This window comes from Pseudomonas sp. EB271-G4-1, assembly GCF_058791355.1.
Genome location: NZ_JBYTEO010000004.1, coordinates 89,391 through 115,538, shown reverse-complemented (window position 1 = coordinate 115,538; position 26,148 = coordinate 89,391). Strand labels below are relative to the sequence as shown.

At 59.7% G+C, this 26,148-nt stretch carries 22 protein-coding genes; 8 read left to right on the top strand and 14 right to left on the bottom strand.

Going from position 1 to position 26,148, the window contains the following annotated elements; all coding sequences use genetic code 11:
• Positions 1–300: 300 nt before the first annotated feature.
• The 3 genes from AC3WWR_RS03515 (at position 301) to AC3WWR_RS03505 (ending at position 2,907) form a co-directional block, all read left to right on the top strand.
• Positions 301–882 carry an alpha/beta hydrolase gene (locus tag AC3WWR_RS03515; RefSeq protein ID WP_007972928.1) on the top strand — a complete coding sequence of 194 codons (582 nt, stop codon included), beginning with the start codon at positions 301–303 and terminating at the stop codon, positions 880–882.
• Positions 883–938: 56 nt separating this feature from the next.
• Positions 939–1,862, top strand: a complete 924-nt coding sequence (locus AC3WWR_RS03510; protein ID WP_168757066.1) for a sigma 54-interacting transcriptional regulator — start codon at positions 939–941, stop codon at positions 1,860–1,862.
• 262 nt (positions 1,863–2,124) lie between these two features.
• A complete protein-coding gene (locus AC3WWR_RS03505; RefSeq protein WP_007972924.1) occupies positions 2,125–2,907 on the top strand; it encodes a MetQ/NlpA family ABC transporter substrate-binding protein in 783 nt (260 codons plus the stop codon).
• Positions 2,908–3,004: 97 nt separating this feature from the next.
• On the opposite strand, the gene AC3WWR_RS03500 is transcribed toward AC3WWR_RS03505, so the two are convergent.
• Positions 3,005–4,201, bottom strand: a complete 1,197-nt coding sequence (locus AC3WWR_RS03500) for an AAA family ATPase (RefSeq protein WP_492598462.1) — start codon at positions 4,199–4,201, stop codon at positions 3,005–3,007.
• A 184-nt stretch (positions 4,202–4,385) separates the two neighbouring features.
• Here AC3WWR_RS03500 and AC3WWR_RS03495 point away from each other — a divergent pair, with 184 nt between their 5' ends.
• The 3 genes from AC3WWR_RS03495 to AC3WWR_RS03485 are packed head-to-tail and all read left to right on the top strand — an operon-like array spanning position 4,386 to position 9,603.
• Positions 4,386–5,489 carry an efflux RND transporter periplasmic adaptor subunit gene (locus tag AC3WWR_RS03495; protein ID WP_492598461.1) on the top strand — a complete coding sequence of 368 codons (1,104 nt, stop codon included), beginning with the start codon at positions 4,386–4,388 and terminating at the stop codon, positions 5,487–5,489.
• A complete protein-coding gene (locus AC3WWR_RS03490) occupies positions 5,486–6,553 on the top strand; it encodes an efflux RND transporter periplasmic adaptor subunit (RefSeq protein ID WP_042955232.1) in 1,068 nt (355 codons plus the stop codon). The genes AC3WWR_RS03495 and AC3WWR_RS03490 overlap by 4 nt, the downstream gene beginning before the upstream one ends.
• The gene (locus AC3WWR_RS03485) at positions 6,550–9,603 is read left to right on the top strand and encodes an efflux RND transporter permease subunit (RefSeq protein WP_020795823.1); all 3,054 of its coding nucleotides are present in this window, start codon (positions 6,550–6,552) and stop codon (positions 9,601–9,603) included. The genes AC3WWR_RS03490 and AC3WWR_RS03485 overlap by 4 nt, the downstream gene beginning before the upstream one ends.
• Positions 9,604–9,655: 52 nt before the next feature.
• Here the strand turns inward: AC3WWR_RS03485 and AC3WWR_RS03480 are convergent, their stop codons facing one another.
• The 13 genes from AC3WWR_RS03480 to AC3WWR_RS03420 all read right to left on the bottom strand — a co-directional run bounded on the left by AC3WWR_RS03480 (position 9,656) and on the right by AC3WWR_RS03420 (position 22,657).
• The gene (locus tag AC3WWR_RS03480) at positions 9,656–10,285 is read right to left on the bottom strand and encodes a class I SAM-dependent methyltransferase (protein ID WP_020795822.1); all 630 of its coding nucleotides are present in this window, start codon (positions 10,283–10,285) and stop codon (positions 9,656–9,658) included.
• A 133-nt stretch (positions 10,286–10,418) separates the two neighbouring features.
• Complete coding sequence (locus AC3WWR_RS03475) at positions 10,419–10,751, bottom strand: DUF6124 family protein (RefSeq protein ID WP_020795821.1); 333 nt, start codon at positions 10,749–10,751, stop codon at positions 10,419–10,421.
• A 444-nt stretch (positions 10,752–11,195) separates the two neighbouring features.
• Entirely contained in the window at positions 11,196–11,840 is a 645-nt protein-coding gene (locus AC3WWR_RS03470) for a methionine ABC transporter permease (RefSeq protein ID WP_020795820.1), read from the bottom strand.
• Positions 11,830–12,951 carry a methionine ABC transporter ATP-binding protein gene (locus AC3WWR_RS03465; protein WP_492598460.1) on the bottom strand — a complete coding sequence of 374 codons (1,122 nt, stop codon included), beginning with the start codon at positions 12,949–12,951 and terminating at the stop codon, positions 11,830–11,832. Before AC3WWR_RS03465 ends, AC3WWR_RS03470 begins: the two co-directional genes overlap by 11 nt.
• A gap of 2 nt (positions 12,952–12,953) precedes the next feature.
• Entirely contained in the window at positions 12,954–13,763 is an 810-nt protein-coding gene (locus tag AC3WWR_RS03460; RefSeq protein ID WP_083349988.1) for a MetQ/NlpA family ABC transporter substrate-binding protein, read from the bottom strand.
• 147 nt (positions 13,764–13,910) lie between these two features.
• A complete protein-coding gene (locus tag AC3WWR_RS03455; protein ID WP_151143825.1) occupies positions 13,911–15,269 on the bottom strand; it encodes an LLM class flavin-dependent oxidoreductase in 1,359 nt (452 codons plus the stop codon).
• Positions 15,269–16,462 (bottom strand): SfnB family sulfur acquisition oxidoreductase, encoded by a 1,194-nt coding sequence (locus tag AC3WWR_RS03450; protein ID WP_020795816.1) that lies wholly within the window; start codon positions 16,460–16,462, stop codon positions 15,269–15,271. The genes AC3WWR_RS03455 and AC3WWR_RS03450 overlap by 1 nt, the downstream gene beginning before the upstream one ends.
• A 38-nt stretch (positions 16,463–16,500) precedes the next feature.
• Positions 16,501–17,742, bottom strand: a complete 1,242-nt coding sequence (locus AC3WWR_RS03445; protein ID WP_020795815.1) for an SfnB family sulfur acquisition oxidoreductase — start codon at positions 17,740–17,742, stop codon at positions 16,501–16,503.
• Positions 17,743–17,962: 220 nt separating this feature from the next.
• Positions 17,963–18,721, bottom strand: coding sequence for a hypothetical protein (locus tag AC3WWR_RS03440; protein ID WP_020795813.1), 759 nt, complete (start codon positions 18,719–18,721; stop codon positions 17,963–17,965).
• Positions 18,722–19,179: 458 nt separating this feature from the next.
• Positions 19,180–19,935 (bottom strand): L-cystine ABC transporter ATP-binding protein TcyN, encoded by a 756-nt coding sequence (tcyN, locus tag AC3WWR_RS03435; protein ID WP_020795812.1) that lies wholly within the window; start codon positions 19,933–19,935, stop codon positions 19,180–19,182.
• 4 nt (positions 19,936–19,939) lie between these two features.
• Complete coding sequence (gene tcyL, locus AC3WWR_RS03430; RefSeq protein WP_020795811.1) at positions 19,940–20,605, bottom strand: cystine ABC transporter permease; 666 nt, start codon at positions 20,603–20,605, stop codon at positions 19,940–19,942.
• Positions 20,605–21,405 carry a cystine ABC transporter substrate-binding protein gene (tcyJ, locus tag AC3WWR_RS03425; protein ID WP_020795810.1) on the bottom strand — a complete coding sequence of 267 codons (801 nt, stop codon included), beginning with the start codon at positions 21,403–21,405 and terminating at the stop codon, positions 20,605–20,607. Before tcyJ ends, tcyL begins: the two co-directional genes overlap by 1 nt.
• A gap of 259 nt (positions 21,406–21,664) precedes the next feature.
• A complete protein-coding gene (locus AC3WWR_RS03420) occupies positions 21,665–22,657 on the bottom strand; it encodes a D-cysteine desulfhydrase (RefSeq protein WP_020795808.1) in 993 nt (330 codons plus the stop codon).
• Between the two features lie 190 nt (positions 22,658–22,847).
• Between AC3WWR_RS03420 and epsC the strand changes: the two genes are divergently transcribed.
• Both epsC and betT read left to right on the top strand, forming a co-directional pair.
• Positions 22,848–23,774, top strand: coding sequence for a serine O-acetyltransferase EpsC (epsC, locus tag AC3WWR_RS03415; RefSeq protein ID WP_020795807.1), 927 nt, complete (start codon positions 22,848–22,850; stop codon positions 23,772–23,774).
• Between the two features lie 415 nt (positions 23,775–24,189).
• The gene (betT, locus tag AC3WWR_RS03410; RefSeq protein WP_168759123.1) at positions 24,190–26,145 is read left to right on the top strand and encodes a choline transporter BetT; all 1,956 of its coding nucleotides are present in this window, start codon (positions 24,190–24,192) and stop codon (positions 26,143–26,145) included.
• Positions 26,146–26,148: the final 3 nt, after the last annotated feature.

The window sequence follows — 26,148 nt, the reverse complement described above, 5'->3', positions numbered from 1 at the left end:
CATGACGTTATTGATCAAGTTGTCGGTGATCACTGCGCGCTGACAATTTTTCAAGTTTCCTGGGGCCGTCTCCTTGGCAGGGTGCGGCCCCTTTTTTTACCTGTAGGAGCTGGCTTCCCAGCGTAAGCGGTTTGTCAGGCGGTAGCTCTTTGACTGGAAGGACGCCTTCGCTGGCAAGCCAGCTCCCACAATTCTTATATTCGATTCAGGACTTAATAAATAGCTTCTTATTCCTTAACGAATATAAATCCCATCCCTATACTCGATCAGGAACAGACACGCAGCAGGAGAGCTTGCCCCATGCGCAACGAATCAATTCGCTACCTGATTGTGCCGGGCTGGCAAGGATCGCCAGAAGATCATTGGCAAAGCCACTGGCAAAACAGTTTGCCGAACAGCGCACGGGTGGAGCAGGCGGACTGGCTGACGCCGCGTCGTGAAGACTGGGTGGCGGCGCTGGCCGAGGCGATTGCAGCCGACAGCACTCCCGTCATCCTGATCGCCCACAGCCTTGGCTGCATCACCGTCGCGCACTGGGCGGCTACGGCGCCAGTGCAGTTTCTGCGTCAGGTACGTGGTGCCTTGCTGGTCGCGCCAGCGGACGTCGAACGCCCGGCTTGCGCGCCGGCGCTGCGCAATTTTGCACCGATTCCAACCGATCTTTTGCCGTTTCCCAGCCAGGTTGTCAGCTCTGACAACGACAGCGCCGTCAGCGCGCCGCGGGCTCTGGAGCTGGCGCGTAACTGGGGCGCGGAGGCGGGGATCCTGGCGGGTGCCGGGCACATCAATGTGAAGTCGGGTCATCAGCGTTGGGAGCAGGGTTTTGCCTATCTCTATCGTCTGCAAAACCGCATGGAACACCACGCCCTGCGCCGCGCCTGAACCTTTTGTTTTTTTCAACGCCCCCGTCCCCTGGCGGTTTTGGGCGGGAGTCTGCCATGAGCTTTGAAACCTTTGGTCAGCCACTGCTGACCTTTCCCGATGCTGAAAAAAGTCCCCTGAGCATCCGCGCCAAGGCGCTGGTATTCGTCGACCCGCGCTCGCGGCAATTACGCCAGGAGCTGGAACAGCTGGCACCGCGCTCGATCTCGGTACTGATTCGTGGTGAAACCGGCAGCGGCAAGGAACTGCTGGCCCGGCACATCCACCGCGCCAGTGATCGCGGCGGTTTGTTCGTCTCGGTCAATTGCGGAGCAATCAGCCCAACCTATGCCGACGCCGAATTGTTCGGCTATGCCGCCGGCAGCTACAGCGGTTCTGCCAGCAGCCGCGCCGGTTGGTTCGGTTCGGCCAACGGTGGCACGTTGTACCTGGATGAAATCGGCGACCTGCCGCTGCCGATACAAATCAAATTGCTCGCCGCCCTGGAAAACCACGAAGTGACCCGCGTCGGTGCGCATCAACCGAGCCCGGTGGACGTGCGCCTGGTCGCCGCTACCAGTATCGACCTGGCCCAGGCTGTCGCCGCCGGGAAATTCCACGAGCGGCTCTACCATTACCTCAGCGAAGGTCAACTCGAACTACCAGCACTGCGCGAACGTGTGGGCGACATCCTGTCGTTGGCCGAATACTTCCTCGGCATCTACAGCCAGCGCCTGGACCTGCCAGTGCCGTTGATCAGCGAGGCCGCGCAAGCGGTGCTGGAGCGACATAGCTGGCCGGGCAATACCCGTGAGCTGGAAAACGTCATTCACTTTGCGCTGTTGGTGAGTACCGGCGACGAGATTTTGCCGGAGCATTTGAATTTGCCTGATGAAGGGCTGAAGCAGATCGAACAGCAGCTCAAGCGGATACTCGGAAGCGGCTCCACCACTGAGAAAGAAGCCTTGAGACGCCTTCTACAAAACGCCGGCCTCCTGTAGGAGCTGCCGCAGGCTGCGATCTTTTGATTTTCAGCTGCCTTGAGGTCACAAAGGAGCAAAATCAAAAGATCGCAGCCTGCGGCAGCTCCTACATGGGTTGTGGCGATGTATGAACAAAATGGAATATGAAAGTGAATAAAAGATATTGTTCGGGAATAAAAAATCCCGGTATTGTCCGCGTCACGCCAGCGATAGCACTTCACTGGCACCTAAATATCTAGCCGTCGCCACAAGCGACCGTGATTTTCGATAAGGACACTGCATGAAAAAGGTTCTGTTGTTCACCGCACTGGCGGCTGCCCTGACTGCGGGCCTGGCACAGGCTGGCGAGAAACTGGTGGTTGCGGCGACCCCGGTTCCACACGCCGAGATTCTCGAACTGATAAAGCCAACCCTCGCCAAAGAAGGCGTGGACCTGGAAATCAAGGTTTTCACCGACTACGTTCAGCCAAACGTGCAGGTCGACCAGAAGCGTCTGGACGCCAACTACTTCCAGACCCTGCCGTACCTGAAGAGCTTCAACGAAGGCAAAGGCACTCACCTGGAAACCGTGATCGGCGTTCACGTCGAACCGTTCGGTGGCTACTCGAAGAAAGTCAAAACCCTGGCCGAGCTGAAAGACGGCGCGACCATTGCCATCCCTAACGAAGGCAGCAACAGCGGCCGTGCCCTGATCCTGTTGCAGAAGGCTGGCCTGATCGAGTTGAAAGACCCGAAGAACGCCCTGGCCACCCCGAAAGACATCGCCAAGAACCCGCACAACTTCAAGTTCAAGGAGCTTGAGTCCGCCATGCTGCCGCGTGTGCTGGACCAGGTTGACCTGGACATGATCAACACCAACTACGCGCTGGAAGCGGGCCTGAACCCGGCCAAGGATGCACTGGTGATCGAAGGTGCCGATTCGCCTTACGTCAACTTCCTGGTTGCTCGTCCTGATAACAAGGACAGCGTCGCCATCCAGAAACTGGCCAAGGCCCTGACCAGCCCGGAAGTGAAAGCTTTCATCGAGAAGAAGTACAGCGGCGCGGTTTTGCCAGCGTTCTGATTCACGAGGTAAACCCGTTCCAGGTTGCCAACGCCGACAGCTGAGACAGCGTCGGCGTGATCGTTCCCACGCAGAGCGTGGGAACAATCCATGTGCCTCAATCCGGCCAATACCACGCCGGCTCATCCAGCATCCGCTGCCCGACAATCCCGGTTTGCCCGAGGTTTTTCTCCAGCACGATGCAATTGCACTGCGGGTCCTCTTGCAGTGCCGAAATCAGGCGTCGCGCATGGGACACCACCCACACCTGGCATTGCTCCGACGCCCGGATAATCAGCCTCGCCAGCGCTGGCAGCAGATCCGGATGCAGACTGGTTTCCGGTTCGTTCAGCACCATCAATGTCGGCGGCCGGGGCGTCAGCAGTGCCGCCACCAATAGCAAGTAACGCAACGTCCCGTCCGACAACTCAGCCGCCGACAACGGCCGCAGCAAACCTTCCTGATAGAACTCGATAGCAAAGCGTCCGCCGGGAAGCGGTTCGATGTGCAGTCGTGCACCGGGAAATGCGTCACTGATCGCGTTGCGCAATGCCTCGGGGTCGCCGATTTCGATAATGGTCTGCAATGCTGCCGCCAGGTCCCGACCGTCGTGGTGCAATACCGGGGTGCGGGTGCCCAGTTGTGGCTGACGCACCAGAGCGTCGGCATCGCTGCGAAAGTGATCGTAGAAGCGCCAGCGGCGGATGAACTCACGGGTCTCCAGGACTTCCGGCGAAGTACGCAGGCTGCCGACCTGATCGAACAGGCTGTCGAAATTCGGCGTGTGTTGCGCCAGCACGTCCCAGCTGCGGTTGGACCGACTGCGAATCAGCGGGCCGTCACGATCTACCAAAACGCTTGCTGGGCGATAGAACGTCCCGGCCCACAGACATTCGCGCTTGATTTGCGGGTCGAGGCTGAAACGTGACGGAATGGGTAAAGGGTTTCCAGGGAGCATGAAATGACCATTCGAATCGGGCAGCCCCAGGCTGATCGAGTATCCGAATTCTTCTCCGGTAAATCCCAATCGCAAACGCTTCACGCCCTGTCGCACCGACGTCTCTACCGGCACTTCGCCATTGCGCATGCGCCGGGTGATGGTTTCCGGGCCGGCCCAGAAGGTCGAATGAAGTCCACCCTCGCGAGCCAACGCATTGACCACGCCACCCTGAGCCGTTTCCGCCAATAGGCGCAGCGCGCGGTAGAGATTGGATTTACCACTGCCGTTGGGGCCAGTAATCAGGTTCAACCGACCCAGCGGAATGACCAGTTTGTTGATCGAGCGGTAATTGGCCACCGCGAGGGTCTTGAGCATGAAGGACGTTCTCTGTAGGCGCTGCCGGAGACTGCGATCTTTTTTGATTCTTATCATTTAAATGCAAAAGATCTCAGCCTTTCGCAGCTCCTGTGTAGGAAATGACGATTATTGCGTGGGCGAAGGTTAATCCCTGTTCTAAGCTCACATGCGAATCGCGCCCGTTAAACGCAAAGGAGTCTGCATGGTTGTTCCCGGATTGAAAATCGCGCTTGGCCTGAGCCTGTTGGCTTTGCTGAGCGCATGCAGTGAAGAGGCGCCGGTCGAAAAGAACCGGCCCCGGGTTTTCGTGCAAGAGGTCAAGCTGGCCGACTACGCCGTCAACATCACGTTGACCGGTGATGTCCAGGCCCGGGTGCAGACTGAGTTGTCGTTCCGCGTCGGGGGCAAGATCATCCAGCGTATGGTGGATGTCGGTGACCGGGTCTCGGCCAGGCAGGTGCTCGCCCGGCTCGATCCCAAGGACCTGCAGACCAACGTCGATTCGGCCCAGGCCCAGGTCGTCGCCGAGCAGGCCAAGGTCAAGCAGAACGCCGCGGCCTTCGTGCGCCAGCAGAAATTGTTGCCCAAGGGCTATACCAGCCAGAGCGAATACGATTCCGCCCAGGCGGCCTTGCGCAGCACCCAAAGTTCGCTCGCGGCTGCCGAGGCGCAACTGGCCAACGCCCGTGAACAATTGAGCTACACCGCGTTGATCGCCGACGCACCGGGCGTGATCACGGCGCGGCAGGCCGAGGTCGGCCAGGTGGTGCAGGCCACGGTGCCGATTTTCAGTCTGGCCCGGGACGGGGATCGGGATGCGGTGTTCAACGTCTACGAGTCGCTACTGGCCGAGCCACCGTCGGACAGGGCGGTGGTGGTCAGTCTGCTGGATAATCCGGCGGTCAAGACCACCGGGACCGTGCGGGAAGTCACTCCGGCCGTCTCCGAGCAAACGGGTACGGTGCAGGTCAAAGTCACCCTCGACAGCTTGCCGCCAGGGATGCAATTGGGCTCGGTGGTGAGTGCCACCGCCAATACCCGGGGCAAGTCCGCCGTGGAGCTTCCGTGGTCGGCGCTGACCAAAAATGTCAGCGAGCCGGCGGTGTGGCTGGTGGATGGGGAGGGCAAGGCGCAATTGCACAACGTCAAGGTTGGCCGCTACCTGACCGGTAAAGTCATCATCAGCGCCGGACTGACCGGCGGTGAAAAAGTCGTCGTCGCGGGCGGTCAGTTGCTGCACCCCGGTGTGACGGTGGAAATCGCCGAAGACACCTACAAGGATTTGTCTGTGGGGACTGCGCAATGAAGCGTCTGTTAGTGGTGCTCGCCGGTATGATGCTGCTGGCCTGCTCGAAAGAAGAACCCGCCCCGGAAATAGTGCGTCCAGTGTTGTCGATCACGGTCCAGGCCCTGGATGAGCAGAATCTCGGGCGTTTCGCGGGCAGCATCCAGGCCCGTTATGAAAGCAATATCGGTTTCCGAGTGCCGGGGCGCATAGCCAGTCGCAGCGTCGATGTCGGTGCCGAAGTCGACAAAGGGGCCTTGCTCGCCACGCTTGATCCCACCGACCAGCAGAACCAGTTGCGTTCGGCCGAGGGCGACCTGGCGAGTGTCCAGGCGCAACTCATCAACGCCCAGGCCAGCGCCCGGCGACAGCAGCAATTGTTTGATCGCGGGGTGGGCTCCCAGGCGCAGCTCGACAGCGCACTCACCGACCTGAAAACCACCCAGGCCTCGCTCGACCAGGCCAAGGCCGCGGTCAGCCAGGCCAGGGACCAGCTCAACTATGTCGAGTTGCGCGCCGATCACAAGGCCGTGGTCACGGCGTGGAGTGCCGAAGCCGGGCAGGTCGTCACCGCGGGTCAGCAGGTGGTCACTTTGGCGCAGCCGGACATCAAGGAAGCGGTGATCGACCTGCCCGACACCTTGATCGACCAGTTGCCCGCCGACGTGGTGTTCCAGGTTGCCTCGCAACTGAACCCGAACATTGCCACCACGGCCATTGTGCGTGAAATCGAACCCCAGGCCGAAAGTGCGACCCGAACCCGGCGCGCACGCCTGACGCTGACCGAAACACCGCCGGCGTTTCGCCTCGGCACGGCGATCAGCGTGACCTTGAGTAGCGCGATCAAGCCGCGCATCGAGCTCCCCCTGAGTGCCTTGCAGGAGGTCGACGGCAAAAACCGCGTCTGGATCATTGATGCGCAGACGCAAACGGTTTCTCCAAGGGATGTCAGCATCGTCAGCCGTACGCAAACTACGGTGGTGCTGGCCAACGATATCAAGGCTGGCGAGCGAGTCGTCAGTGCCGGTGTGAACAGCCTCAAGCCGGGGCAGAAAGTGAAAGTCGATGAGGGCAACCCACAATGAAAGGGAGTTTCAACTTATCCGAATGGGCCCTCAAGCATCAGTCGTTCGTCTGGTATTTGATGTTTGTTTCTCTGCTGATGGGCGTCTTCTCGTACCTGAACCTGGGTCGCGAGGAAGACCCGTCGTTCACCATCAAGACCATGGTGATCCAGACCCGCTGGCCCGGTGCAACCCAGGAAGAAACCCTCAAGCAGATCACCGACCGTATCGAGAAAAAGCTCGAAGAGCTTGATTCCCTCGACTACGTGAAAAGCTATACCCGCCCTGGCGAATCCACGGTCTACGTGTACTTGCGCGATACCACCAAGGCCAAGGACATCCCGGAAATCTGGTACCAGGTGCGCAAGAAAATCGGCGACATCCGCTACTCGTTTCCCCAGGGCATTCAGGGGCCGTCGTTCAACGACGAGTTCGGTGACGTGTTTGGTTCGATCTACGCCTTCACCGCCGATGGCCTGTCGTTGCGCCAGTTGCGCGATTACGTCGAGCAGGCGCGCGCCGATATCCGCGGTGTGCCGGGGCTGGGCAAGATCGAGATGGTCGGCCAGCAGGACGAAGTGCTCTACCTGAATTTCTCGACACGCAAACTGGCGGCGCTGGGCATCGACGAGCAGCAAGTCGTACAAGCCCTGCAGACCCAGAACGCCGTGACGCCGTCCGGGGTGATCGAAGCCGGTCCGGAGCGAATTTCCGTGCGCACGTCCGGGCAGTTCATTTCCGAGAAGGATCTGGCCAACGTCAACTTGCGGCTCAATGACCGTTTCTATCGCCTGGCCGATATCGCCGATATTCGCCGTGGTTACGTCGACCCGTCGACCCCGGAATTTCGCTTCAATGGCCAACCCGCCATCGGTTTGGCCATTGCGATGCAAACGGGCGGCAACATCCAGGACTTCGGTAAGGCCCTGCACCAGCGCATCAGCGAGCTCACGGCGGATCTGCCAGTAGGCGTCGGTGTGCACAACGTGTCCGATCAGTCTGTCGTCGTGGAAGCGGCCGTAGGCGGGTTCACCAGTGCGTTGTTCGAAGCCGTGGTGATCGTGTTGGTGGTCAGCTTCATCAGCCTCGGCGTACGCGCGGGGCTGGTGGTGGCGTGCTCGATCCCGCTGGTGCTGGCGATGGTCTTCGTGTTCATGGAATACAGCGGCATCACCATGCAGCGAATTTCCCTCGGCGCATTGATCATCGCTCTCGGACTCCTGGTGGATGACGCGATGATCACCGTCGAGATGATGGTCTCGCGTTTGGAACTGGGCGAAACCAAGGAACAGGCCGCGACCTTTGCCTACACTTCGACCGCCTTCCCGATGCTCACCGGTACGCTGGTAACAGTGGCGGGTTTCGTCCCCATTGGTCTCAATGGCAGCTCAGCCGGTGAATACACCTTCACCCTGTTTGCGGTCATTGCAGTGGCCATGTTGGTCTCGTGGGTTGTCGCGGTGTTGTTCGCCCCGGTGATTGGCGTGCACATCCTCAGTACCAATGTGAAGCCGCACTCGGCGGAGCCCGGGCGCCTCGGGCGGGCGTTCAATGGCGGCCTGCTGTGGAGCATGCGTAACCGCTGGTGGGCGATCGGCATAACGGTGCTGCTGTTCGGGTTGTCGGTGGTCGGCATGCGCTTTGTGCAGAACCAGTTCTTCCCGGCCTCGGATCGCCCGGAAATCCTGGTGGATCTGAACCTGCCGCAAAATGCCTCGATTGATGAAACCCGCAAAGCCGTGGATAAACTTGAAGCGACCCTCAAGGGCGACCCCGACATCGTGCGCTGGAGTACCTACATCGGCCAGGGCGCGATTCGTTTCTACCTGCCCCTCGACCAGCAACTGCAGAACCCTTACTACGCTCAGCTGGTGATTGTGAGTAAAGACTTCGAGACGCGCGCAGCCCTCAGTGACCGCCTGCGCGAACGCCTGCGCAAAGACTTCGTCGGCATCGGCAGTTTCGTCCAGGCCCTGGAAATGGGCCCACCCGTGGGGCGGCCGATCCAGTACCGCGTCAGCGGCCCGGACATCGACCAGGTGCGCAAGCACGCCATCGATCTGGCCAGCCAACTGGACAAGAACCCGCACATCGGTGAAATCATTTTCGACTGGAACGAGCCAGGCAAGGTACTGCGCATCGACATCGCCCAGGACAAGGCGCGCCAGCTCGGCTTGTCGTCCGAAGACGTGGCGAACCTGATGAACAGCATCGTCAGCGGCTCGACGGTGACCCAGGTCGACGACGATATCTATCTGATCAACGTGGTCGGTCGCGCCGTGGACGCCGAGCGGGGCTCACCGGATACCCTGCAGAACCTGCAGATCCTCACACCGGGCGGCACCTCCATTCCACTGCTGGCGTTTGCCTCCGTGCGCTACGAACTCGAGCAACCGCTGGTGTGGCGTCGCGACCGCAAACCGACAATCACCATCAAGACGGCGGTCATCGGTGATATCCAGCCAACCGATCTGGTGACACAGCTCAAGCCGGATATCGAAAAATTCGCCGCCTCGTTGCCGGCTGGCTACAAGGTCGCCACGGGCGGTACGGTGGAGGAAAGCGCCAAGGCCCAGGGGCCGATCAACAAGGTGGTGCCGTTGATGGTGTTCCTGATGGCCACCTTCCTGATGATTCAGCTGCACAGCGTGCAGAAGATGTTCCTGGTGGCCAGCGTCGCGCCGCTGGGGCTGATTGGCGTGGTGCTGGCGCTGGTGCCGACCGGAACGCCGATGGGCTTCGTGGCGATCCTCGGCATCCTGGCGCTGATCGGTATCATCATCCGCAACTCGGTGATCCTGGTGACCCAGATCGATGAGTTCGTGGCACAAGGTTCGTCACCCTGGGATGCGGTGGTGGAAGCTACCGAGCATCGTCGTCGACCGATCCTGCTGACCGCGGCGGCGGCGAGCCTGGGCATGATCCCGATTGCCCGGGAAGTGTTCTGGGGGCCGATGGCCTACGCGATGATTGGCGGGATCATCGTCGCCACCTTGCTGACGCTGCTGTTTTTGCCGGCCTTGTATGTGGCCTGGTACAAGATTCGCGAGCCGAAGAAAGAAGTGCGCTAAGACGAGCGCTGCGCGCTCATCGCGGGCAAGCCCGCGATGGCGTCAGTACTGACTACGAAGACTTGCGCCATACACTCGCCAACCAAGGCTGCTGCTCGCGCGGCAGCCCCGCTGGCCGGTAGTAATGCTCCAGCTCCACAAAGCCCGCTTCGGTCAGCAATTGCTGCCATGCCTTCAGGTCGTGATACGACCCATAGCGTGGCCCGTTCCAGCCTTCCTGGTTGTCGCCACGGGGATTGGAACTGAACAACACACCACCTGCCTTCAATGCCGTGCGCAGCTCTTTCAATACCCGGGGCAGCTCCTGGCGCGGGATGTGAAACAACACCGCATTGGCAAAAATCCCATCGAAGCGTTCCTGAGGCAAATCCAGCTTCAGGAAGTCCTGCTGCCAGACCTCGCAACCGCTGTCCTCCCGGGCCATTTGCGCAAACTTCTGCGAGCCATCAAGGCCTACCGCCGTGTGGCCCATGCGCGTAAAGGTCTGCAGGTCGCGACCGGGACCACAGCCAAAATCGAGAATGTCGAACGGCGGCTCGCCCTGAATATGCCGCAACAGCGCGTCGATGTTCTGGCTGACATCGTGATCGCGGGTGCCTTCGCGGAAACTTTCGGCCACCGAGTTGTAATGGTCCAGAGTCGTGGACGTGATCTGCTCGAGGTCGGCGGGAGTCTGTTTCATGGTCGGCTGCGCAGGTAAAGGGAGATGCGCAAACTATAAGCGCTTTCGCGCTTTAAAGATCGCAGCCTGCGGCAGCTCCTACAGAGGAGCTCCCTGTAGGAGCTGCCGAAGGCTGCGATCTTTTGATCTTGATTCAGCTCTTCTTCATCCCCAGGCACTCAATGGAATGATCCACCATCGCCTTGGCAATCTCCAGCAAATGCCAGACCGAGAACACCATTGCACGGTCGGCGCCCTTTAGATGGTCGCCACATTGATAGGCTGTGACCGAGGCGCAGCGCAGCAGATCGGCGATGTAGAGTTGGGTGTCTTCGAAGCTCACGTCTTTGCTGACGTTGTAGAACCGCAGTTCGTCGGGCGGGGAGGGTTGATCGCCGGTGAGGTAGAAATCAATGGCGCGGTAGAGCGCTGATCGATCCCTGAGCGGGTCTTTTTCGGGGGGTGGGTCGGGTACTGATCTTTCCATGTGTTGCTCCTATTGCTGCATGGGAGCCGACACTTTTCGCCTACTAAACGATTGGGTGGCGGCTGTACGCAGGTTAGTAGGCCGGTCAATAGGAGAAACCGGTGCACCCGAAGGTACCCCACGCACAGCCACCATTTTCTGCATGCGGCAAAGTGCCGGACATGAGCATGGAATTGCTATGCGCCTATTGTTCCGGGCTACTAAACCCGATCACTGATGAGCAGTGACGGACCGAGACTAACCACGGAGTTTGGCAGGCGCAAGCGAGCGGAATAATCTAGGAAACGTCCTGCAAAGGAAAGGGATTGAGCCTTCAGAATTGCCGATTTTCTTGTACGAAATATCGCCAAGATCGCAGCCTTCGGCAGCTCCTACAGGGTGTACACATTCCCTGTGGCGCCACCCTGTAGGAGCTGCCGAAGGCTGCGATCTTTTGATCTTGATCTAACGTTTGTTCAATCCCCGAGCCAACCGATCCCCACCCAACTGAATCACCGCCACCAACGCCACCAGCAACACGATCACCGTCAGCATGATCTGGCTATCGAAGCGCTGATACCCATACCGATAGGCAATGTCCCCCAACCCACCGGCACCAATCGCCCCCGCCATGGCAGATGAGTTGATCATCGTCACCAGGGTGATGGTGAAGCCCCCGACAATCCCCGGCAGCGCCTCAGGCAACAGCACATGCCAGACGATGTGCTCACGTCGGCAGCCCATGGCCTGTGCGGCTTCGATCAAGCCGTGATCGACTTCGCGCAAGCTGACTTCAGCGATGCGCGCAAAGAACGGCGTAGCGGCGATGGTCAATGGCACCACGGCTGCCCAAACGCCGTACGTGGTACCGACGATCAAGCGAGTGAACGGAATCAACGCCACCATCAGGATCAGGAACGGAATCGAGCGGAACAGGTTTACGAAGGCACCCAGTGCGCGGTTAAGCGCCGGGGCTTCGTAGATGCCGCCCTTGGAACTGGTGACCAGGATCACTGCCAGCGGAATGCCCGCCAGCAGTGCAATCAACGACGACACGCCGACCATCAGAAACGTGTCGATGAAACCCTGCAGCAAGCGATCAAACCACATAACCCAATACCTCTACCTGTTGCGCCCAATGGCCGGCGCGTTCGCGCAGTTCTTCGGCGCCGAGGGGCGAACCTGTCACCGCCAGCAGCAGTTGCCCGAGCGCATGCCCCTGAATCCGTTCCACGCCACCCTGCAGCAAGCGCACGCGGCCACCGAGTGCACTGAACAGTGCGGCAAGGTCCGGTTCGGCCTGGGCCGTTCCGGTGAACTGCAGGCGCAGTACCACCGCGTCCTCTGCGGACTGCGGTTGCGGATGCAAGCGGCTTTGCAGCTCTGGCGGCAGGGCGTGTTGCAACGGTGCGAGCAGGGTCTTGCTGACCTCATGCTGCGGGTTGCCGAAGACTTCCCACACCGGGCCTTGTTCGACGATGCGCCCGTGTTCCAGCACCACGACGCGATCACAGATCTCGCGGATCACCGCCATTTCATGGGTGATCAGAATGATCGTCAGGCCCAGGCGCTGATTGATCTCGCGCAGCAGGCCGAGGATCGATTGCGTGGTCTCCGGGTCCAGTGCCGAAGTGGCTTCGTCGCACAGCAGAATCGCCGGGTCGTGAACCAGGGCGCGGGCGATGCCGACGCGCTGTTTCTGGCCGCCGGACAGTTGCGCCGGGTAAGCCTTGTGCTTGGCTTGCAAGCCCACCAGTTCCAGCAGTTCACGAACCTTCTGCTCGCGCTTTTCCTTGGGTACACCGGCGACTTTCAGCGGCAGCTCGACGTTCTGCCAAACCGTCTTGGCGGACATCAGGTTGAAGTGCTGGAAGATCATGCCGATGCGCCGACGCAATGCCACCAGACGGTCTTCATCGAACTCGCCGATGTTCACTTGATCGATCAGCACGCGCCCCGACGTCGGCTGTTCGAGGCGGTTGATGGTGCGGATCAGCGACGACTTGCCGGCGCCGCTACGACCGATGATGCCGAACACTTCACCGTGCTGGATCGCCAGGTCGATGCCCTGCAACGCGGCCACCGGACCTTGCTTGCCGTCATAGGTTTTACCCAGGCCGATGAAGCGCACGTGAGCGCGGTTCAGGTCCGGGTGCAGTTCGGTCTGTTCAGCTTTCTGGGGCTCTGGAATATCCAGTCGCCGTTGGATCGCAGCTGTCATGCTCAGCTCTCCCAACCGGCTTGGTAGAGCTTGCCGTGGGCTTTATCCAAGGCTGCGCGAACGGCTGGCGAGTGCTGGTAGATGTCGACGAACTTGATCAGGCGCGGGTCGGTTTTGCTCTTCGGCTGGATCACGAACTGGATCACGTATTCCTTGTGGTCGAGGCCGTCGAACAGCAGGGCAGAACCGGCGTCGAAGGTTTTAGCCAGGCGAATATAGGCCGGGTAGCCCTGGACGAGATCGGCGTCGTCGTAGGCACGTACCAGTTGCACGGCTTCGACTTGCAGGATCTTGATGTTCTTCGGGTTGGCGATGATGTCTTCTTCGGTGGCCTTGTAGCCGACCCCCGGTTTAAGCGTGATCAAGCCGGCCTTGGCCAACAGCTGCAAGCCACGCCCGCTGTTGATCGGGTCGTTGGCGATGGCCACGCTGGCGCCTTGCGGTAGCTCGTCGAAGCTTTTGTACTTCTTCGAGTAGAGACCGACATTGTTGATGATCCCCGGTGCAAAGGGCACCAGGTCAAACCCTGAGGCATTCTTGGCGTTTTCCAGGAACGGGATGTGTTGGAAGTAGTTCACGTCGATGTCGCCGGCGGCGAGGCTGACGTTGGGCGCGATCCAGTCGGTGAATTCCACCAGTTCAACTTTCAGGCCTTGTTTGCCGGCCTCTTCTACGGCCGCTTCCAGAGGAATGGCGAAGGCGGCGGTGGTGCCGATTTTCAGCGGCGCGTCGGCGGCGAAAACCGTAGAGCTGAACAGGCCGAGGGCCAGGGCCAGTGCTTTGACTGGGTTAGAGAGAGAGTGCTTGGTCATGATGTTTATTCCAGTCAAGTTATGGCCGATCGTTCCCACGCTCTGCGTGGGAATGCCTCTCGGGACGCTCCGCGTCCCTGCGGCTGTGACGCGGAGCGTCACTGGCTGCATTCCCACGCAGAGCGTGGGAACGATCAGTTACAAGGGTTAGTGTCGGTAGTGAGATCCGGTGTGTTGCTCAGGCAAATGCGCCCCTTCGTGAAACAGCTTTTCGCGCAACGAGCCACCGTCATAGGCGGTCTTGTACGACCCACGCCGTTGCAACTCCGGGATCACCAGCTCAATGAAATCCACATAGCTTTCCGGTGTGACGATGCGCGTCAGGTTGAAGCCGTCCAGGCCGGTTTCGGCGATCCACGATTCCAGCTCATCGGCCACTTGCCCGGGCGAGCCGACCACGGTGATGTAGCGGCCACCCAGGGCGTGTTGCTCCAGCAATTTGCGCCGGGTCCAGTCGTTGTTCTGCAGGTTTTTGGTCGCCGACTGGATCGCGTTGCTCTTGACGTACTGGATCGGTTCGTCGATGCCATACTCGGAAAAATCGATGCCGGTGGAGGCCGAAAAATGCGCCACGCCGGCCTCGGCGCTGGCGTAGCTCAGGTATTCGGCGTGCTTGGCCCAAGCGAGTTCTTCAGTTGCGCCGACGATCACGTTCAAGCCCATGAACACTTTGATGTCCTCAGGGTTGCGCCCGGCCTCGACGGCGCTGGCGCGAACCTTGTCCACCTGGACCTTGGTCGACGGTTTGTTCTGGCCGCTGATGAACACGCACTCGGCGTGGCGCCCGGCGAACAGCAAACCGCGATCGGAACTACCCGCCTGGAATAGCACCGGGGTGCGCTGCGGTGACGGCTCGCACAGGTGATAACCCTCCACCTGATAGAACTCGCCCTTGTGTTCGACCTTGTGTACTTTTTCAGGCGCAGCGTAGATGCGCTGCTGCGGATCGTTGAGTACCGCGCCGTTTTCCCAACTGCCTTCCCAGAGTTTGTAGAGCACCTCCAGGTATTCATCGGCCTGGTCGTAGCGGCGGTCATGCTCGACTTGTTCGTTCAGGCCCATGGCCTTGGCCGCGCTGTCGAGGTAACCGGTGACGATGTTCCAACCGACTCGACCGCGACTCAGATGATCCAGCGTCGACATGCGCCGGGCGAACAGGTACGGCGGTTCGTAGGTGAGGTTGGCGGTGAGGCCGAAGCCAAGGTTTTTCGTCACCGCAGCCATCGCCGAAACCAGCAGCAACGGGTCGTTGACCGGCAGCTGGATCGACTCTTTGAGCGGCACGTCCACCGAGTTCTGGTACACGTCATAGACGCCGACGATATCCGCGATGAATAAGCCGTCGAACAACCCGCGTTCCAGCACCTGTGCCAGTTCGGTCCAGTATTCGATCGTCTTGTACTGGGTCGAGGTGTCCCGTGGATGCGTCCACAAGCCATGGTTGATGTGCCCGATGCAGTTCATGTTGAACGCGTTGAGCAGGATCTTCTTTTTCGCCTCGGCCATCAGATGGTCCCCCGCAGTGGCGGGTTTTCATCGTTGAGGTAGTAGTTGCCGACTGCGTGATATTTCCAGCGCACCGGGTCGTGCAGGGTATGCACCCGGGCGTTGCGCCAATGGCGATCCAGACCGTGCTCGATCAGGGTGGCCTGGCTGCCGGCCAATTCGAACAAGGTGGTGCCGGCGGCGAGGGAAATTTCAGTGCTGATGGCGCGAGCCTCGGCGACCGCAATCGACGCGGCAGCGACGCTCTCGGCATGAGTATCGGCCTGGGCCTTGTCGAGCAATTCACCAGCGCGCTCAAGCAAGGCTTCGGCAGCGTGCAGACGAATGCTCAAATGGCCGAAACTCTTGAGGGTCAGTGGGTCGTCGCTGGCTTTTTCATGGGTGGCGTCGATCCATGGCCGGGTTTTGGTGCGCACGAAATGCAGCGCGTCTTCATAGGCCGCGCGGGCGATGCCGGTGTCGATGGCGGCATGGAGAATCTGCGCCAGCGGGCCGACCGGTGTCGGCCGCTCGAAGGCGGTCTGGAACGGAATCACGTCTTCGGCGGCCACAAAGACCTCTTCGAACACCACCGAGCCGCTACCGGTGGTGCGCTGGCCGAAGCCGCTCCAGTCGTCGATCACCGTCAGGCCCTTGCTGTTGCGCGGGACAAAAGCCAGTTGCTGCACGCCGTTTTCATCGATCACCGAGGTCGGGATGCGCTGGGCGTAGATCGCGCCGGTGGCGTAGAACTTTCGACCGTTGATGCGATAGCCATCGCCATCGCGTGTCAGACGGGTGACGCGATCATGGGCGGTTTTTGTCCCCAGCTCTGCCAGTGCATTACCAAAGCGCTGGCCGGCCAGTACTTCGGCGTACAGGCGCTTTTTCTGCGCTTCGCTGCCATTCACGCGTAGCACTTCCAGCGCATAGAAGTGGTTCTGCGGGATTTGCCCGAGGGAACCATCCGCTTGGGCGATCAGTGCGATGACCTTGGCCAGGGTGACGTTGGAAACGCCCGCGCCGCCATACGCCTTCGGCACGCTGATGCCCCACAGGCCCGAGCGGGAGAACACCTCCAGCTCGGGGTGTGGCAAGCGACGTTCACGGTCGCGCAGGGCGCTGTCGCGTTTGAAATCTTCGGCCAGATCGCTGGCGACGATCAGGGCTTGCTCATCGCTGGTGATGACTGCGACGTGTTGAGAAAGGGTCATGTGTTTCTCCAGAGCTCTGGTAAAAAAGTGTCTGGCCGTCAAATCCAGGAATGCCGAGCCGGCAACGTGCCGTTCAGGTAATAGGCGCCAACCGCGTGGTATTTCCAGCGCACCGGGTCATGCAGGGTGTGCACCCGGGCGTTGCGCCAATGGCGGTCGAGGTTGAACTCGGCAAGGGTGGCGCGGCTGCCGGCCAGCTCGAACAGCTTTTCACTGGCCAGCAACGAGATTTCGGTGGTCAACACTTTGGCTTCGGCGACGGCAATCGAAGCGCGGGCAGCGGACTCAGCGGTGAGCGGTGCGGCGCTCACCTGGTCGAGCACCTGCCCGGCCTTGCGCAGCAGCGCTTCGGCGGCGTGCAGTTCGATTTTCAGCTTGCCGATATCGGCGATGACGTACAGGTCATCGCTGGCCCGTTCAACGTTGGCGTCAACCCATGGCCGGGCGCGGGTTTTCACGAACTTGATGGCGTCATCAATCGCGCCCCGGGCGATGCCGGCATCGATGGCCGCCTGGATCAGTTGCGAAACCGCGCCCTGAGTATTGGGCTTTTCATTGATCTTCCAGTTATCCACCACCAGCTCGGCGTCGACTCGCACGTTGTTGAGCAAAATGGTGCCGCTGGCGGTGGTGCGCTGGCCAAAACCGGACCAGTCATCGACGATGCGCAACCCCGGCGTACCGCGACGAACGAAGGCCAGCACTTGCTTGCCGTCGTCATTGAGCGCCTTGACCGCGACCCAGTGCGCGAACAGCGCGCCGGTGGAATAAAACTTCTGGCCGTTGAGGACAAAACCGTCGCCATCGGCAGTGATGCGCGCCTTGAGTTCAAGGGTGTTTTTAGCGCCACGTTCCGGTCCGGCATTACCAATGCGCCAGCCTTCGAGCACGCTTTTGAACAGCTGTTTTTTCTGCGCTTCGGTAGCGCTGCCGAGTATCAGGTTCAGGATGCCGAACTGGTTCTGCGGAATCTGCCCCAAGGCCGGGTCCGCCGCGGAAATGATCGCGAACACCTCGGCGAGGGTGACGAAGGAAACCTCTGGACCACCGTACTCGCGGGGAATGGCAATGCTGCCCAGGCCGCTTCGAGTGAATTGTTCGATTTCCGACCACGGCAACTTGCGTTGCTGGTCGCGCCTGGCCGCCTGCAAGAGAGCGACTTGCGCCAGTTCATGGGCGGCCTTGATGGCTTGGGCGTCGTTGCGCAGCACTTGCGCGGGCAACAACAATGGGGCGATGTCCAGGTCACTCTGGACGATTGCATCAGCCAGACTGGACATCAGTGCCACTCCTTGGCTACACGCAATGCCCTGGCGATCTGCACTGGGGTGATTGTGTTCCGGACCATACCTACCTCACATCTCATGAAAACGCCGCGGGGTGCGGCGAACGAAAACAAGAATGTCCGGTGGTCCGGTGTATATACCCTAATCTTGTATAAATATTTTTAAAACTAACTTTTAGGAATATGCATAGAAGGTCCCAAGATCGCAGCCATCGCTAGCGATGTTCCGCGGCCTGGAGGTGATCGCTCTTCGGCTCCTTGAGGTAGGGATTGGCACAACCAATCTTCAATGTCCGTGCGGGTGCCCAGCGAGAATTGTTGCCTACGCGATCGAGGATGCAGTAAGTCACTTCAAGTCGCAGGTCTTCGCCGGCTTCCAGAATGATCGCCGGAGGCACCCAGACCTGAACCGGCTGGCCCACATCGCGTTCCTTGAGTGGGGGCAAATCCATGCGGGCATCGCCCCATCGCAAGGTAATTTCGTCATCGGCGGCCATGTTCACATAGGGCTCGATGGTCACCGGCACGCCACGCTTGATCTGGTTAGGGTTCACTCCCTGGCGTCGAATTGTCCCGGGAATGTTTACCGGGGCCAGGCTCTGATTTTCGTCACCACTGAACGCAGATACCTGCCCGCCCGGACACTCGAGCTTGGACTGCACGCGCTGGGCGGGGGATACGATCGGTGCTTGTCCTATCTGCATGATTCGATAGTGGACGTATGAAGAGCCGCTAGCGATAAAACTCTCGGGTACCCGTAGCTGGACGGGTTGGCCAATCTCGTTGGCCGTCAGGACCCTGGAAGCGACGAAGCAGTTGTCCCAGAACAGTTCGATCAGGTCGCCTTCGTCCATCGCGGGGTAGGGCGGCACCTCGATCAGCAAGTGCGTCGCCGAGGCGAGGTTGATCCCTACCTTGTGCGATTGCGCGAGAGTCGGGGCGGCAAGTCCTGTTTTAGTTGAGGTGCTTTTCATGGAAGTCTCCTTGATGTTTTGCAATGAAGTCCGTTTGGGGAAAACAAAACGTGAATTCGAACAGCAAAACCGTTCATTACTTTGAGTTTAAATAATGACTGGGCGCGAGCGGTGCCGCTGGAAAGAGACTAGATAAGAGTTAGCTAGAGTAAGTGTCAATAGAGTGGGTTGGTTAAAAGGGATGTCTGGCGTTATTCAGAATTATCCTACGCTTTGAAGTTAATAAACTGTCCAGATACGTCGAATATACTTGCCAAGGGCGCCATCTTTTGAGGGTTGGTGTTGCTTGGGCGGTGGTCGAGAATCAGTCATTAAACTGTTGCGCTATACATATATGTATCGAGTGCACTGACAAAATATGCTTGTCGCGCACAGGTATATAAATATTCTAAGGATTGGGTTTTGTGGCAGGAAGGTGTCACTTCCATCCATGGAAGTTGACAAGTGTTACGAGGGATTTAATGGTGTGCGTTGTTCAGGAACTTGCTGAGAAACTGTTTCGTGCGCTCTTCCTTGGGGTTGGCAAACAATGCCTTGGCCTCGCCTTGTTCGACGATCACACCCTTGTCAAAAAACACCACGCGATTGGCCACGTCACGGGCGAAAGCCATTTCGTGGGTGACGATGACCATGGTGCGGTTCTCGTCGGCCAGGCCGCGGATGGTCGCCAGCACTTCACCCACAAGCTCCGGGTCGAGTGCCGAGGTCGGTTCGTCGAACAGAATCACTTCCGGTTCCATCGCCAGCGCGCGGGCAATCGCCACGCGCTGTTGCTGACCACCGGAAAGGCGGCGCGGGTAGGCGTCCTCCTTGCCTGCCAGGCCGACCTTGGCCAACAGCTTTTTACCCAGGGCAACGGCGTCGGCGTGCGGGATCTTCTTGACGATGATCGGGCCTTCGATAACGTTTTCCAGGGCTGTGCGGTGGGGGAACAGGTTGAAGTTCTGAAACACGAAGCCCACGTGCTGGCGCAAACGGCGCACCAGGCTCTGTTGCTGGTTCAATGGGCGGCTGGTATCGACTTCGATGTCGCCGACCTTGATCCGGCCGCTGGTGGGTGCTTCGAGGAAGTTCAGGCAGCGCAGGAAGGTGGTCTTGCCCGAGCCGCTTGGCCCGATGATTGCCACCACCTCACCTTCCTTCACTTGCAGATCGATGCCGTTGAGCACGACTTGACCCTTGAACTGCTTTGTCAGTTTTTCCACGACAATCATGGGGTCAGGACTCCTGGTCGTGCCGATTGACCCGTGCTTCCAACTGGTTCTGCAGGTGCGATAGCACCGTGGCCAGGACCCAGTAGATCAGCGCGGCGGCAAGGTACATGGTGAACACTTCGAAGGTGCGTGCGGTAATCAGTTGCGCCTGGCGGAACAGCTCCGGCACTTGGATGGTAGCGGCCAGCGCGGTGTCCTTGACCAGCGAGATAAAGCTGTTGCCCAGTGGCGGCAATGCGGTACGCATCGCTTGCGGCAGGATGGCCCGGCGCAATGTTTGCGCACGGGTCATGCCGATACTGGCAGCGGCTTCCCACTGCCCGCGTTCAATCGAACCGATCGCGGCGCGCAGGATTTCGCAGGCGTAGGCCGCCATGTTCAGCGAGAAGCCGATCAGGGCCGCGGGCAGTGGATCGAGTTCCATGCCCAATTGCGGCAAGCCGTAATAGATCACGAACAGTTGCACCAGCAACGGCGTGCCGCGAAAGAACGACACGTAGATGCGGGCCAGCCAGTTGACCGATTTGAAGCGCGACAGGCGCATCAACGCCAGACCGAACCCCATCACCAGGCCGAAGAACATTCCGCCCAGGCTGAGGATGACCGTGTAATACGCGCCCTTGAGCAGAAAGGGCGCGGAATCCAGTGCGAGTTGGAAAGCAGCTTCCATTATTTGGTGACGTCAGCTTGGAAGTACTTTTCCGAGATCTTGGCCAGGGTACCGTCGGCACGCAACTCGTCGAGAGCCTTGTTCACGGCAGCCAGCAGTTCCGGCTCGCCTTTGCGCAGGGCAATACCGGCTTCCTGGCGGGAGAACGCCTGGCCGGCAGCGACGGTTTTCGGTGCTTTCTTGGCGTATTCAAGCGCGGCGAGGCGGTCAATCAGGATGGCGTCTGTACGACCGTTGTTGAGGTCGGCGAACTTGGTCGGATCATCGTCGTAGGTGCGCACGTCGGCGCCTGGTACGTTGGCTCTTACCCACTGTTCGTAGTTGGTGCCAAGGCCCACGCCGACTTTCTTGCCGGACAGGTCAGCGGCGCTCTTGATGTTCAGCGCGGCTTCCTTGTCCTTCAGCACCAACGCCTGGATACCGGAAACGGTGTATGGCTCGGAGAAGTCATACTTCTTCTTGCGTTCGTCGGAGATGGTCACCTGGTTGACCACTATGTCCAAGCGCTTGGATTCGAGAGCGGCGAGAATGCCGTCCCACTTGGTTGGCTGAATCTTGGCCTTGACGCCCAGCTTCTGGGCCAGGGCTTCGGAGAGCTCGACCTCGAAACCCGAAAGCTTGCCGTTTTCATCGACGAAGCTGAACGGAGGATAAGTACCTTCCAGGCCGACGTTGATCACGCCTTTATCCTTGATCTGTTTCAGTTGCTCACCGGCCCATGCCTGGCCGATCAGGCCGGCGCTCAGCGCCAGACCTAGCGAACCCACCAGCAGATTTCGACGTAGTGCGGAAAAATTCATGACAAGCCCCTGTGTTTTCTTATGGAAGACGCTTAAGGAAAGTTGGCAAAATCGGGATTTGGACGACTGCGATATCCTGCCTTAAAGCAGCGCACGCGTCTCGTTACAAATTCGCCTGGGGCGTGACTATATGATGGCGCTTTTAGATTAGAAAATAATAAATTCTATTTTTATTATTTCTTAAGGGAATATGTGTTGCCCGGGAAGATCGCAGCCTTCGGCAGCACCTACAGAGGCTGCGATCTTTGATCTTGGCTCTTTACAGAAAGCTTGTATAGGCGAACAACGCTGGCGCTCCACCAGTGTGCAGGAAGATGATCGGCCCTTCATTGAAACGCTGGCGCCCGATCCCGTCCAACAACCCCGCCATGGCCTTGCCCGTGTAGACCGGGTCCAGCAGCAGGCCTTCCTGACCAGCCACCAGCTTCACCGCTGCCAACGTCCCGGCATTGGGCTCGCCATAGCGCGGTGCGAAGTATTCATCCCACAACTCAACCTTGAAGCTCGCCGGCAATGGCATCTCCAGCAACTCGGCGGTACGCTCGGCCAGGCCCTGGACTTTTGGCCGCTGATCTTCATCGCTGCGAGAAACGGTGACGCCGATGACTGGCAAATCCGGCAACGCTTCACTCAACGCCAGTGCCAGGCCACTGTGTGTCCCGGCACTGCCCGAGGCCAGGACGACGGCGGCGAAATTCAACCCGGTGTCCTTGATCTGCTCGGCCAGTTCCAGCCCGGCTCGTACATACCCCAAGGCACCCAGCGCATTCGAGCCACCGATCGGCACCAGGTACGGCTTCTTGCCGTTGCTGCGCAGACGGTTGGCCAAGGCTTGCAGTTGCTCATCGGCGTTATCCAGGTTCTCTACCAACTCAACCTTGGCATCGAACAGGTCCAGCAACAGCCGATTGCCGTTGCCGACGTAGTTGGCGTCGTCGGTGCCCAGCGGGTTTTCCAACAGGGCCACGCAACCCAGGCCCAGCTTGGCGGCAATGGCCGCGGTCTGGCGCACATGGTTGGACTGCAGAGCCCCGGCAGTGATCAATGTATCGGCGCCTTGGGCCAAGGCGTCGGCTGCCAGGAATTCAAGTTTGCGCAACTTGTTGCCGCCCATCGCCAGTGGCGTCAGGTCATCGCGTTTGACGTAGATGTCGCGACCCAGCCAGGCCGACAGGCGTTCGAGTTTTTCCAGGGCGGTGGGCTGACCGAGCAGGTCGAGACGATTAAAGCGGGCAAGCTGTTGTTTGATCATGGGTCCGTACTGGCGGTGGAAGGTCTCTGGACTATAGGCACGCCACTTTGTCGGGGCAACCGCCAATCGCTTATAGCCGTTTGTGCTTATCACAGCACAATTGGTTCTTAATTTGGCTTGCGGGCCTTGCCGTAAAGTAATCGCCGTTAGTGCGGCCAGACAGTCCGGCCGCCCGTGAGGAGTTTTTACCGTGAGTGAACGTTCCAGCCATTGGCAATTGCAAACCATCGTCAGCCAACTGCGCACGGCACGTGAGCAGTGGCGTGCACAAAACGGCCGCGCCAGCGGTGAGCAGGGTGGTCGCGAATTGCCGTCACGGGCGGCCATGGCGGATATTCTCGAAGCGCTCTGCGGTGCGCTGTTCCCGATGCGCCTGGGGCCGGTGGACTTGCGCGAAGAGAGTGAAGATTTCTACGTCGGCCACACCCTTGATGTGGCGTTAAATGCGTTGCTGGCCCAGGCGCGGCTTGAATTGCGCTACGCCGCACGGCACAGCGCCAAGGTCGACACTGAGGTCGAGGCTAAAACCATCCAGATCATCCAGGACTTCGCCCTCGCGTTGCCGGGGCTGCGCAGTCTGTTGGACACCGACGTCCTGGCGGCCTATCACGGCGACCCGGCGGCGCGTAGCGTCGACGAAGTGTTGCTGTGCTATCCCGGTATTCTGGCGGTGATTCACCATCGCCTCGCGCACCATCTGTATCGCGCCGGGCTGCCGTTGCTGGCACGGATCAGCGCGGAAATCGCCCACTCGGCCACCGGCATCGACATTCACCCGGGCGCGCAGATCGGCCGCAGTTTCTTTATCGACCATGGAACCGGCGTGGTGATCGGCGAGACCGCGATCATCGGCGAGCGGGTGCGGATCTATCAGGCGGTGACCTTGGGGGCCAAGCGTTTTCCCGCGGACGAAGACGGCCAGTTGCAGAAGGGCCAGGCACGGCATCCGATCGTCGAGGATGACGTGGTGATTTACGCCGGCGCGACGATTCTGGGGCGGATCACCATCGGCAAGGGCTCGACCATTGGCGGTAATGTCTGGCTGACCCGCAGCGTACCGGCAGGCAGTAACCTGACCCAGGCGAATTTGCAGCTTGATGACGGGGCGCAGAAGTAAGTCCTGAGACCTCCGCTGCTCGATATGCCGCCTTCGCGAGCAAGCCCGCTTCCACATTAGATGCGTACCTGCCTGGCAACTCGGTCTAATGTGGGAGCGGGCTTGCTCGCGAATGGTTTCAAGGCGAACCCTGGTAATGGCGTCCAGCAATTTTGCGGTGGGCCAATCCTCCAAAATCCGCGTAATACACCTCCTTGAGCTAGTGTTCAACCACGACCGCCGAACCTTGCGATTAGTCCTTAGCACCCTATTCATGTTTAACTTGAACGTTCATTCAAGTTAAACCGGTGGTTCGCTGCCCGCTCACAACAGGAGGCTTGCCTTTGCTGAGTCCGATTTCTACAGCCACGTCCAACCCCTTCGAGGTGCACCTTCAATGAGTGCATCGTCCATTCCCCCAAGCGGCCTGGTCCGCATGAATCCGCCGGTTTTCTACTTCGCGGCGACCTTCATTCTGTTGTTCGGTGTCGTGGTCATGGCCATGCCCGAACAGGCCGGCGCCTGGTTGCTGGCGGCGCAAAACTGGGCAGCCAACACCGTTGGCTGGTACTACATGCTGGCGATGACCCTGTATCTGGTCTTCGTGGTGGTCACCGCGTTATCGGGCTACGGCAAGATCAAACTCGGTGCCGACCACGACGAGCCCGAATTCAGTTATCTGTCCTGGGCCGGCATGCTGTTCGCTGCCGGAATCAGCATCACGCTGTTTTTCTTCTGCGTGTCCGAGCCCCTGACCCATATGCTGCAACCGCCTCAGGGCGAGGCGGGCACCGCGGATGCGGCGCGGCAGGCGATGCAGATCCTGTTTCTGCACTGGGGCCTGCATGGCTGGGGCGTGTTCGCCTTTGTCGGCATGGCGCTGGCCTACTTCGCCTACCGACATAACCTGCCGCTGGCCTTGCGCTCGGCGCTGTACCCGCTGATCGGCAAGCGCATCAATGGCCCCATTGGCTACGCGGTGGACGGCTTCGGCATTATCGCCACAGTCTTCGGTCTCGGCGCCGACATGGGCTTTGGCGTGTTGCACCTCAATTCGGGTCTGGACTACCTGTTTGGCATCGCTCACACGCAGTGGATTCAGGTCGGGCTGATCACGCTGATGATGGGCGCGGCGATCATCGTGGCGGTGTCCGGTGTCGACAAGGGTGTGCGAGTGATGTCCGACATCAACATGCTGCTGGCCTGCGCGCTGCTGCTGTTCGTGTTGTTCGCCGGGCCGACCCAGCACTTGCTCAATACCCTGATCCAGAACATTGGCGATTACCTTGGCGCCTTGCCGATGAAGAGTTTTGATCTCTACGCCTACGACAAGCCCAGCGACTGGTTGGGTGGCTGGACGGTGTTCTACTGGGCTTGGTGGATCGCGTGGTCGCCGTTCGTGGGCCTGTTCATTGCGCGGATCTCCCGTGGCCGGACCATCCGTGAGTTTGTCTTCGGTGTATTGCTGATTCCGCTGGGTTTCACCCTGGCGTGGATGTCGATCTTCGGCAACAGTGCCATCGACCAAGTGCTCAACCACGGCATGTCGGCGTTGGGCATGTCGGCCATCGACAACCCGTCGATGACCCTCTACCTGCTGCTGGAAACCTACCCGTGGAGCAAAACCGTGATTGCGGTCACGGTGTTCATCAGCTTCGTGTTCTTCGTCACCTCCGCCGATTCCGGCACCGTGGTGTTGTCGACGCTGTCCGCCAAGGGCGGCAACCCCGATGAAGACGGACCGAAATGGCTGCGGGTGTTCTGGGGCGCGATGACCGCGCTGGTGACCAGCGCGTTGCTGTTCTCCGGCAGCATTGATGCATTGAAGTCAGCCGTGGTCCTGACTTCATTGCCGTTCTCGCTGATTTTGCTGTTGATGATGTGGGGGCTGCATAAAGCGTTTTACCTGGAGTCGCAGAAGCAGATTGCACAAATGCATTCCCTGGCGCCGGTGTCCGGCTCGCGGCGTGGTGGCTGGCGGCAGCGCTTGAGCCAGGCGGTGCATTTCCCGTCGCGGGATGAGGTCTATCGCTTCCTCGATTCGACGGTGCGCCCGGCCATCGAAGAGGTGTCGGCGGTGTTTATCGAAAAGGGCCTGAGCGTCGTGACTCATCCCGAACCGGTCAACGACAGCGTCAGCCTGGAAATCGGTCACGGCGACGAACACCCGTTCATCTACCAGGTACAAATGCGCGGCTACTTTACGCCGTCGTTTGCCCGGGGCGGCATGGGCTCCAAGCAGCTCAACAATCGTCGCTATTACCGGGCTGAAGTGCATCTGAGCGAGGGTAGCCAGAATTACGATCTGGTGGGCTACACCAAGGAGCAGATCATCAACGACATCCTCGATCAGTACGAGCGGCACATGCAGTTCTTGCACCTGGTGCGTTGAGCG

Excerpts from the sequence above, each read along its gene's own strand:
- AC3WWR_RS03515 (WP_007972928.1), top strand. The coding sequence starts at position 301 with ATGCGCAACGAATCAATTCGCTACCTGATTGTGCCGGGCTGGCAAGGA.
- AC3WWR_RS03510 (WP_168757066.1), top strand. The coding sequence starts at position 939 with ATGAGCTTTGAAACCTTTGGTCAGCCACTGCTGACCTTTCCCGATGCT.
- AC3WWR_RS03505 (WP_007972924.1), top strand. The coding sequence starts at position 2,125 with ATGAAAAAGGTTCTGTTGTTCACCGCACTGGCGGCTGCCCTGACTGCG.
- AC3WWR_RS03500 (WP_492598462.1), bottom strand. The coding sequence starts at position 4,201 with ATGCTCAAGACCCTCGCGGTGGCCAATTACCGCTCGATCAACAAACTG.
- AC3WWR_RS03495 (WP_492598461.1), top strand. The coding sequence starts at position 4,386 with ATGGTTGTTCCCGGATTGAAAATCGCGCTTGGCCTGAGCCTGTTGGCT.
- AC3WWR_RS03490 (WP_042955232.1), top strand. The coding sequence starts at position 5,486 with ATGAAGCGTCTGTTAGTGGTGCTCGCCGGTATGATGCTGCTGGCCTGC.
- AC3WWR_RS03485 (WP_020795823.1), top strand. The coding sequence starts at position 6,550 with ATGAAAGGGAGTTTCAACTTATCCGAATGGGCCCTCAAGCATCAGTCG.
- AC3WWR_RS03480 (WP_020795822.1), bottom strand. The coding sequence starts at position 10,285 with ATGAAACAGACTCCCGCCGACCTCGAGCAGATCACGTCCACGACTCTG.
- AC3WWR_RS03475 (WP_020795821.1), bottom strand. The coding sequence starts at position 10,751 with ATGGAAAGATCAGTACCCGACCCACCCCCCGAAAAAGACCCGCTCAGG.
- AC3WWR_RS03470 (WP_020795820.1), bottom strand. The coding sequence starts at position 11,840 with ATGTGGTTTGATCGCTTGCTGCAGGGTTTCATCGACACGTTTCTGATG.
- AC3WWR_RS03465 (WP_492598460.1), bottom strand. The coding sequence starts at position 12,951 with ATGACAGCTGCGATCCAACGGCGACTGGATATTCCAGAGCCCCAGAAA.
- AC3WWR_RS03460 (WP_083349988.1), bottom strand. The coding sequence starts at position 13,763 with ATGACCAAGCACTCTCTCTCTAACCCAGTCAAAGCACTGGCCCTGGCC.
- AC3WWR_RS03455 (WP_151143825.1), bottom strand. The coding sequence starts at position 15,269 with ATGGCCGAGGCGAAAAAGAAGATCCTGCTCAACGCGTTCAACATGAAC.
- AC3WWR_RS03450 (WP_020795816.1), bottom strand. The coding sequence starts at position 16,462 with ATGACCCTTTCTCAACACGTCGCAGTCATCACCAGCGATGAGCAAGCC.
- AC3WWR_RS03445 (WP_020795815.1), bottom strand. The coding sequence starts at position 17,742 with ATGTCCAGTCTGGCTGATGCAATCGTCCAGAGTGACCTGGACATCGCC.
- AC3WWR_RS03440 (WP_020795813.1), bottom strand. The coding sequence starts at position 18,721 with ATGAAAAGCACCTCAACTAAAACAGGACTTGCCGCCCCGACTCTCGCG.
- tcyN (WP_020795812.1), bottom strand. The coding sequence starts at position 19,935 with ATGATTGTCGTGGAAAAACTGACAAAGCAGTTCAAGGGTCAAGTCGTG.
- tcyL (WP_020795811.1), bottom strand. The coding sequence starts at position 20,605 with ATGGAAGCTGCTTTCCAACTCGCACTGGATTCCGCGCCCTTTCTGCTC.
- tcyJ (WP_020795810.1), bottom strand. The coding sequence starts at position 21,405 with ATGAATTTTTCCGCACTACGTCGAAATCTGCTGGTGGGTTCGCTAGGT.
- AC3WWR_RS03420 (WP_020795808.1), bottom strand. The coding sequence starts at position 22,657 with ATGATCAAACAACAGCTTGCCCGCTTTAATCGTCTCGACCTGCTCGGT.
- betT (WP_168759123.1), top strand. The coding sequence starts at position 24,190 with ATGAATCCGCCGGTTTTCTACTTCGCGGCGACCTTCATTCTGTTGTTC.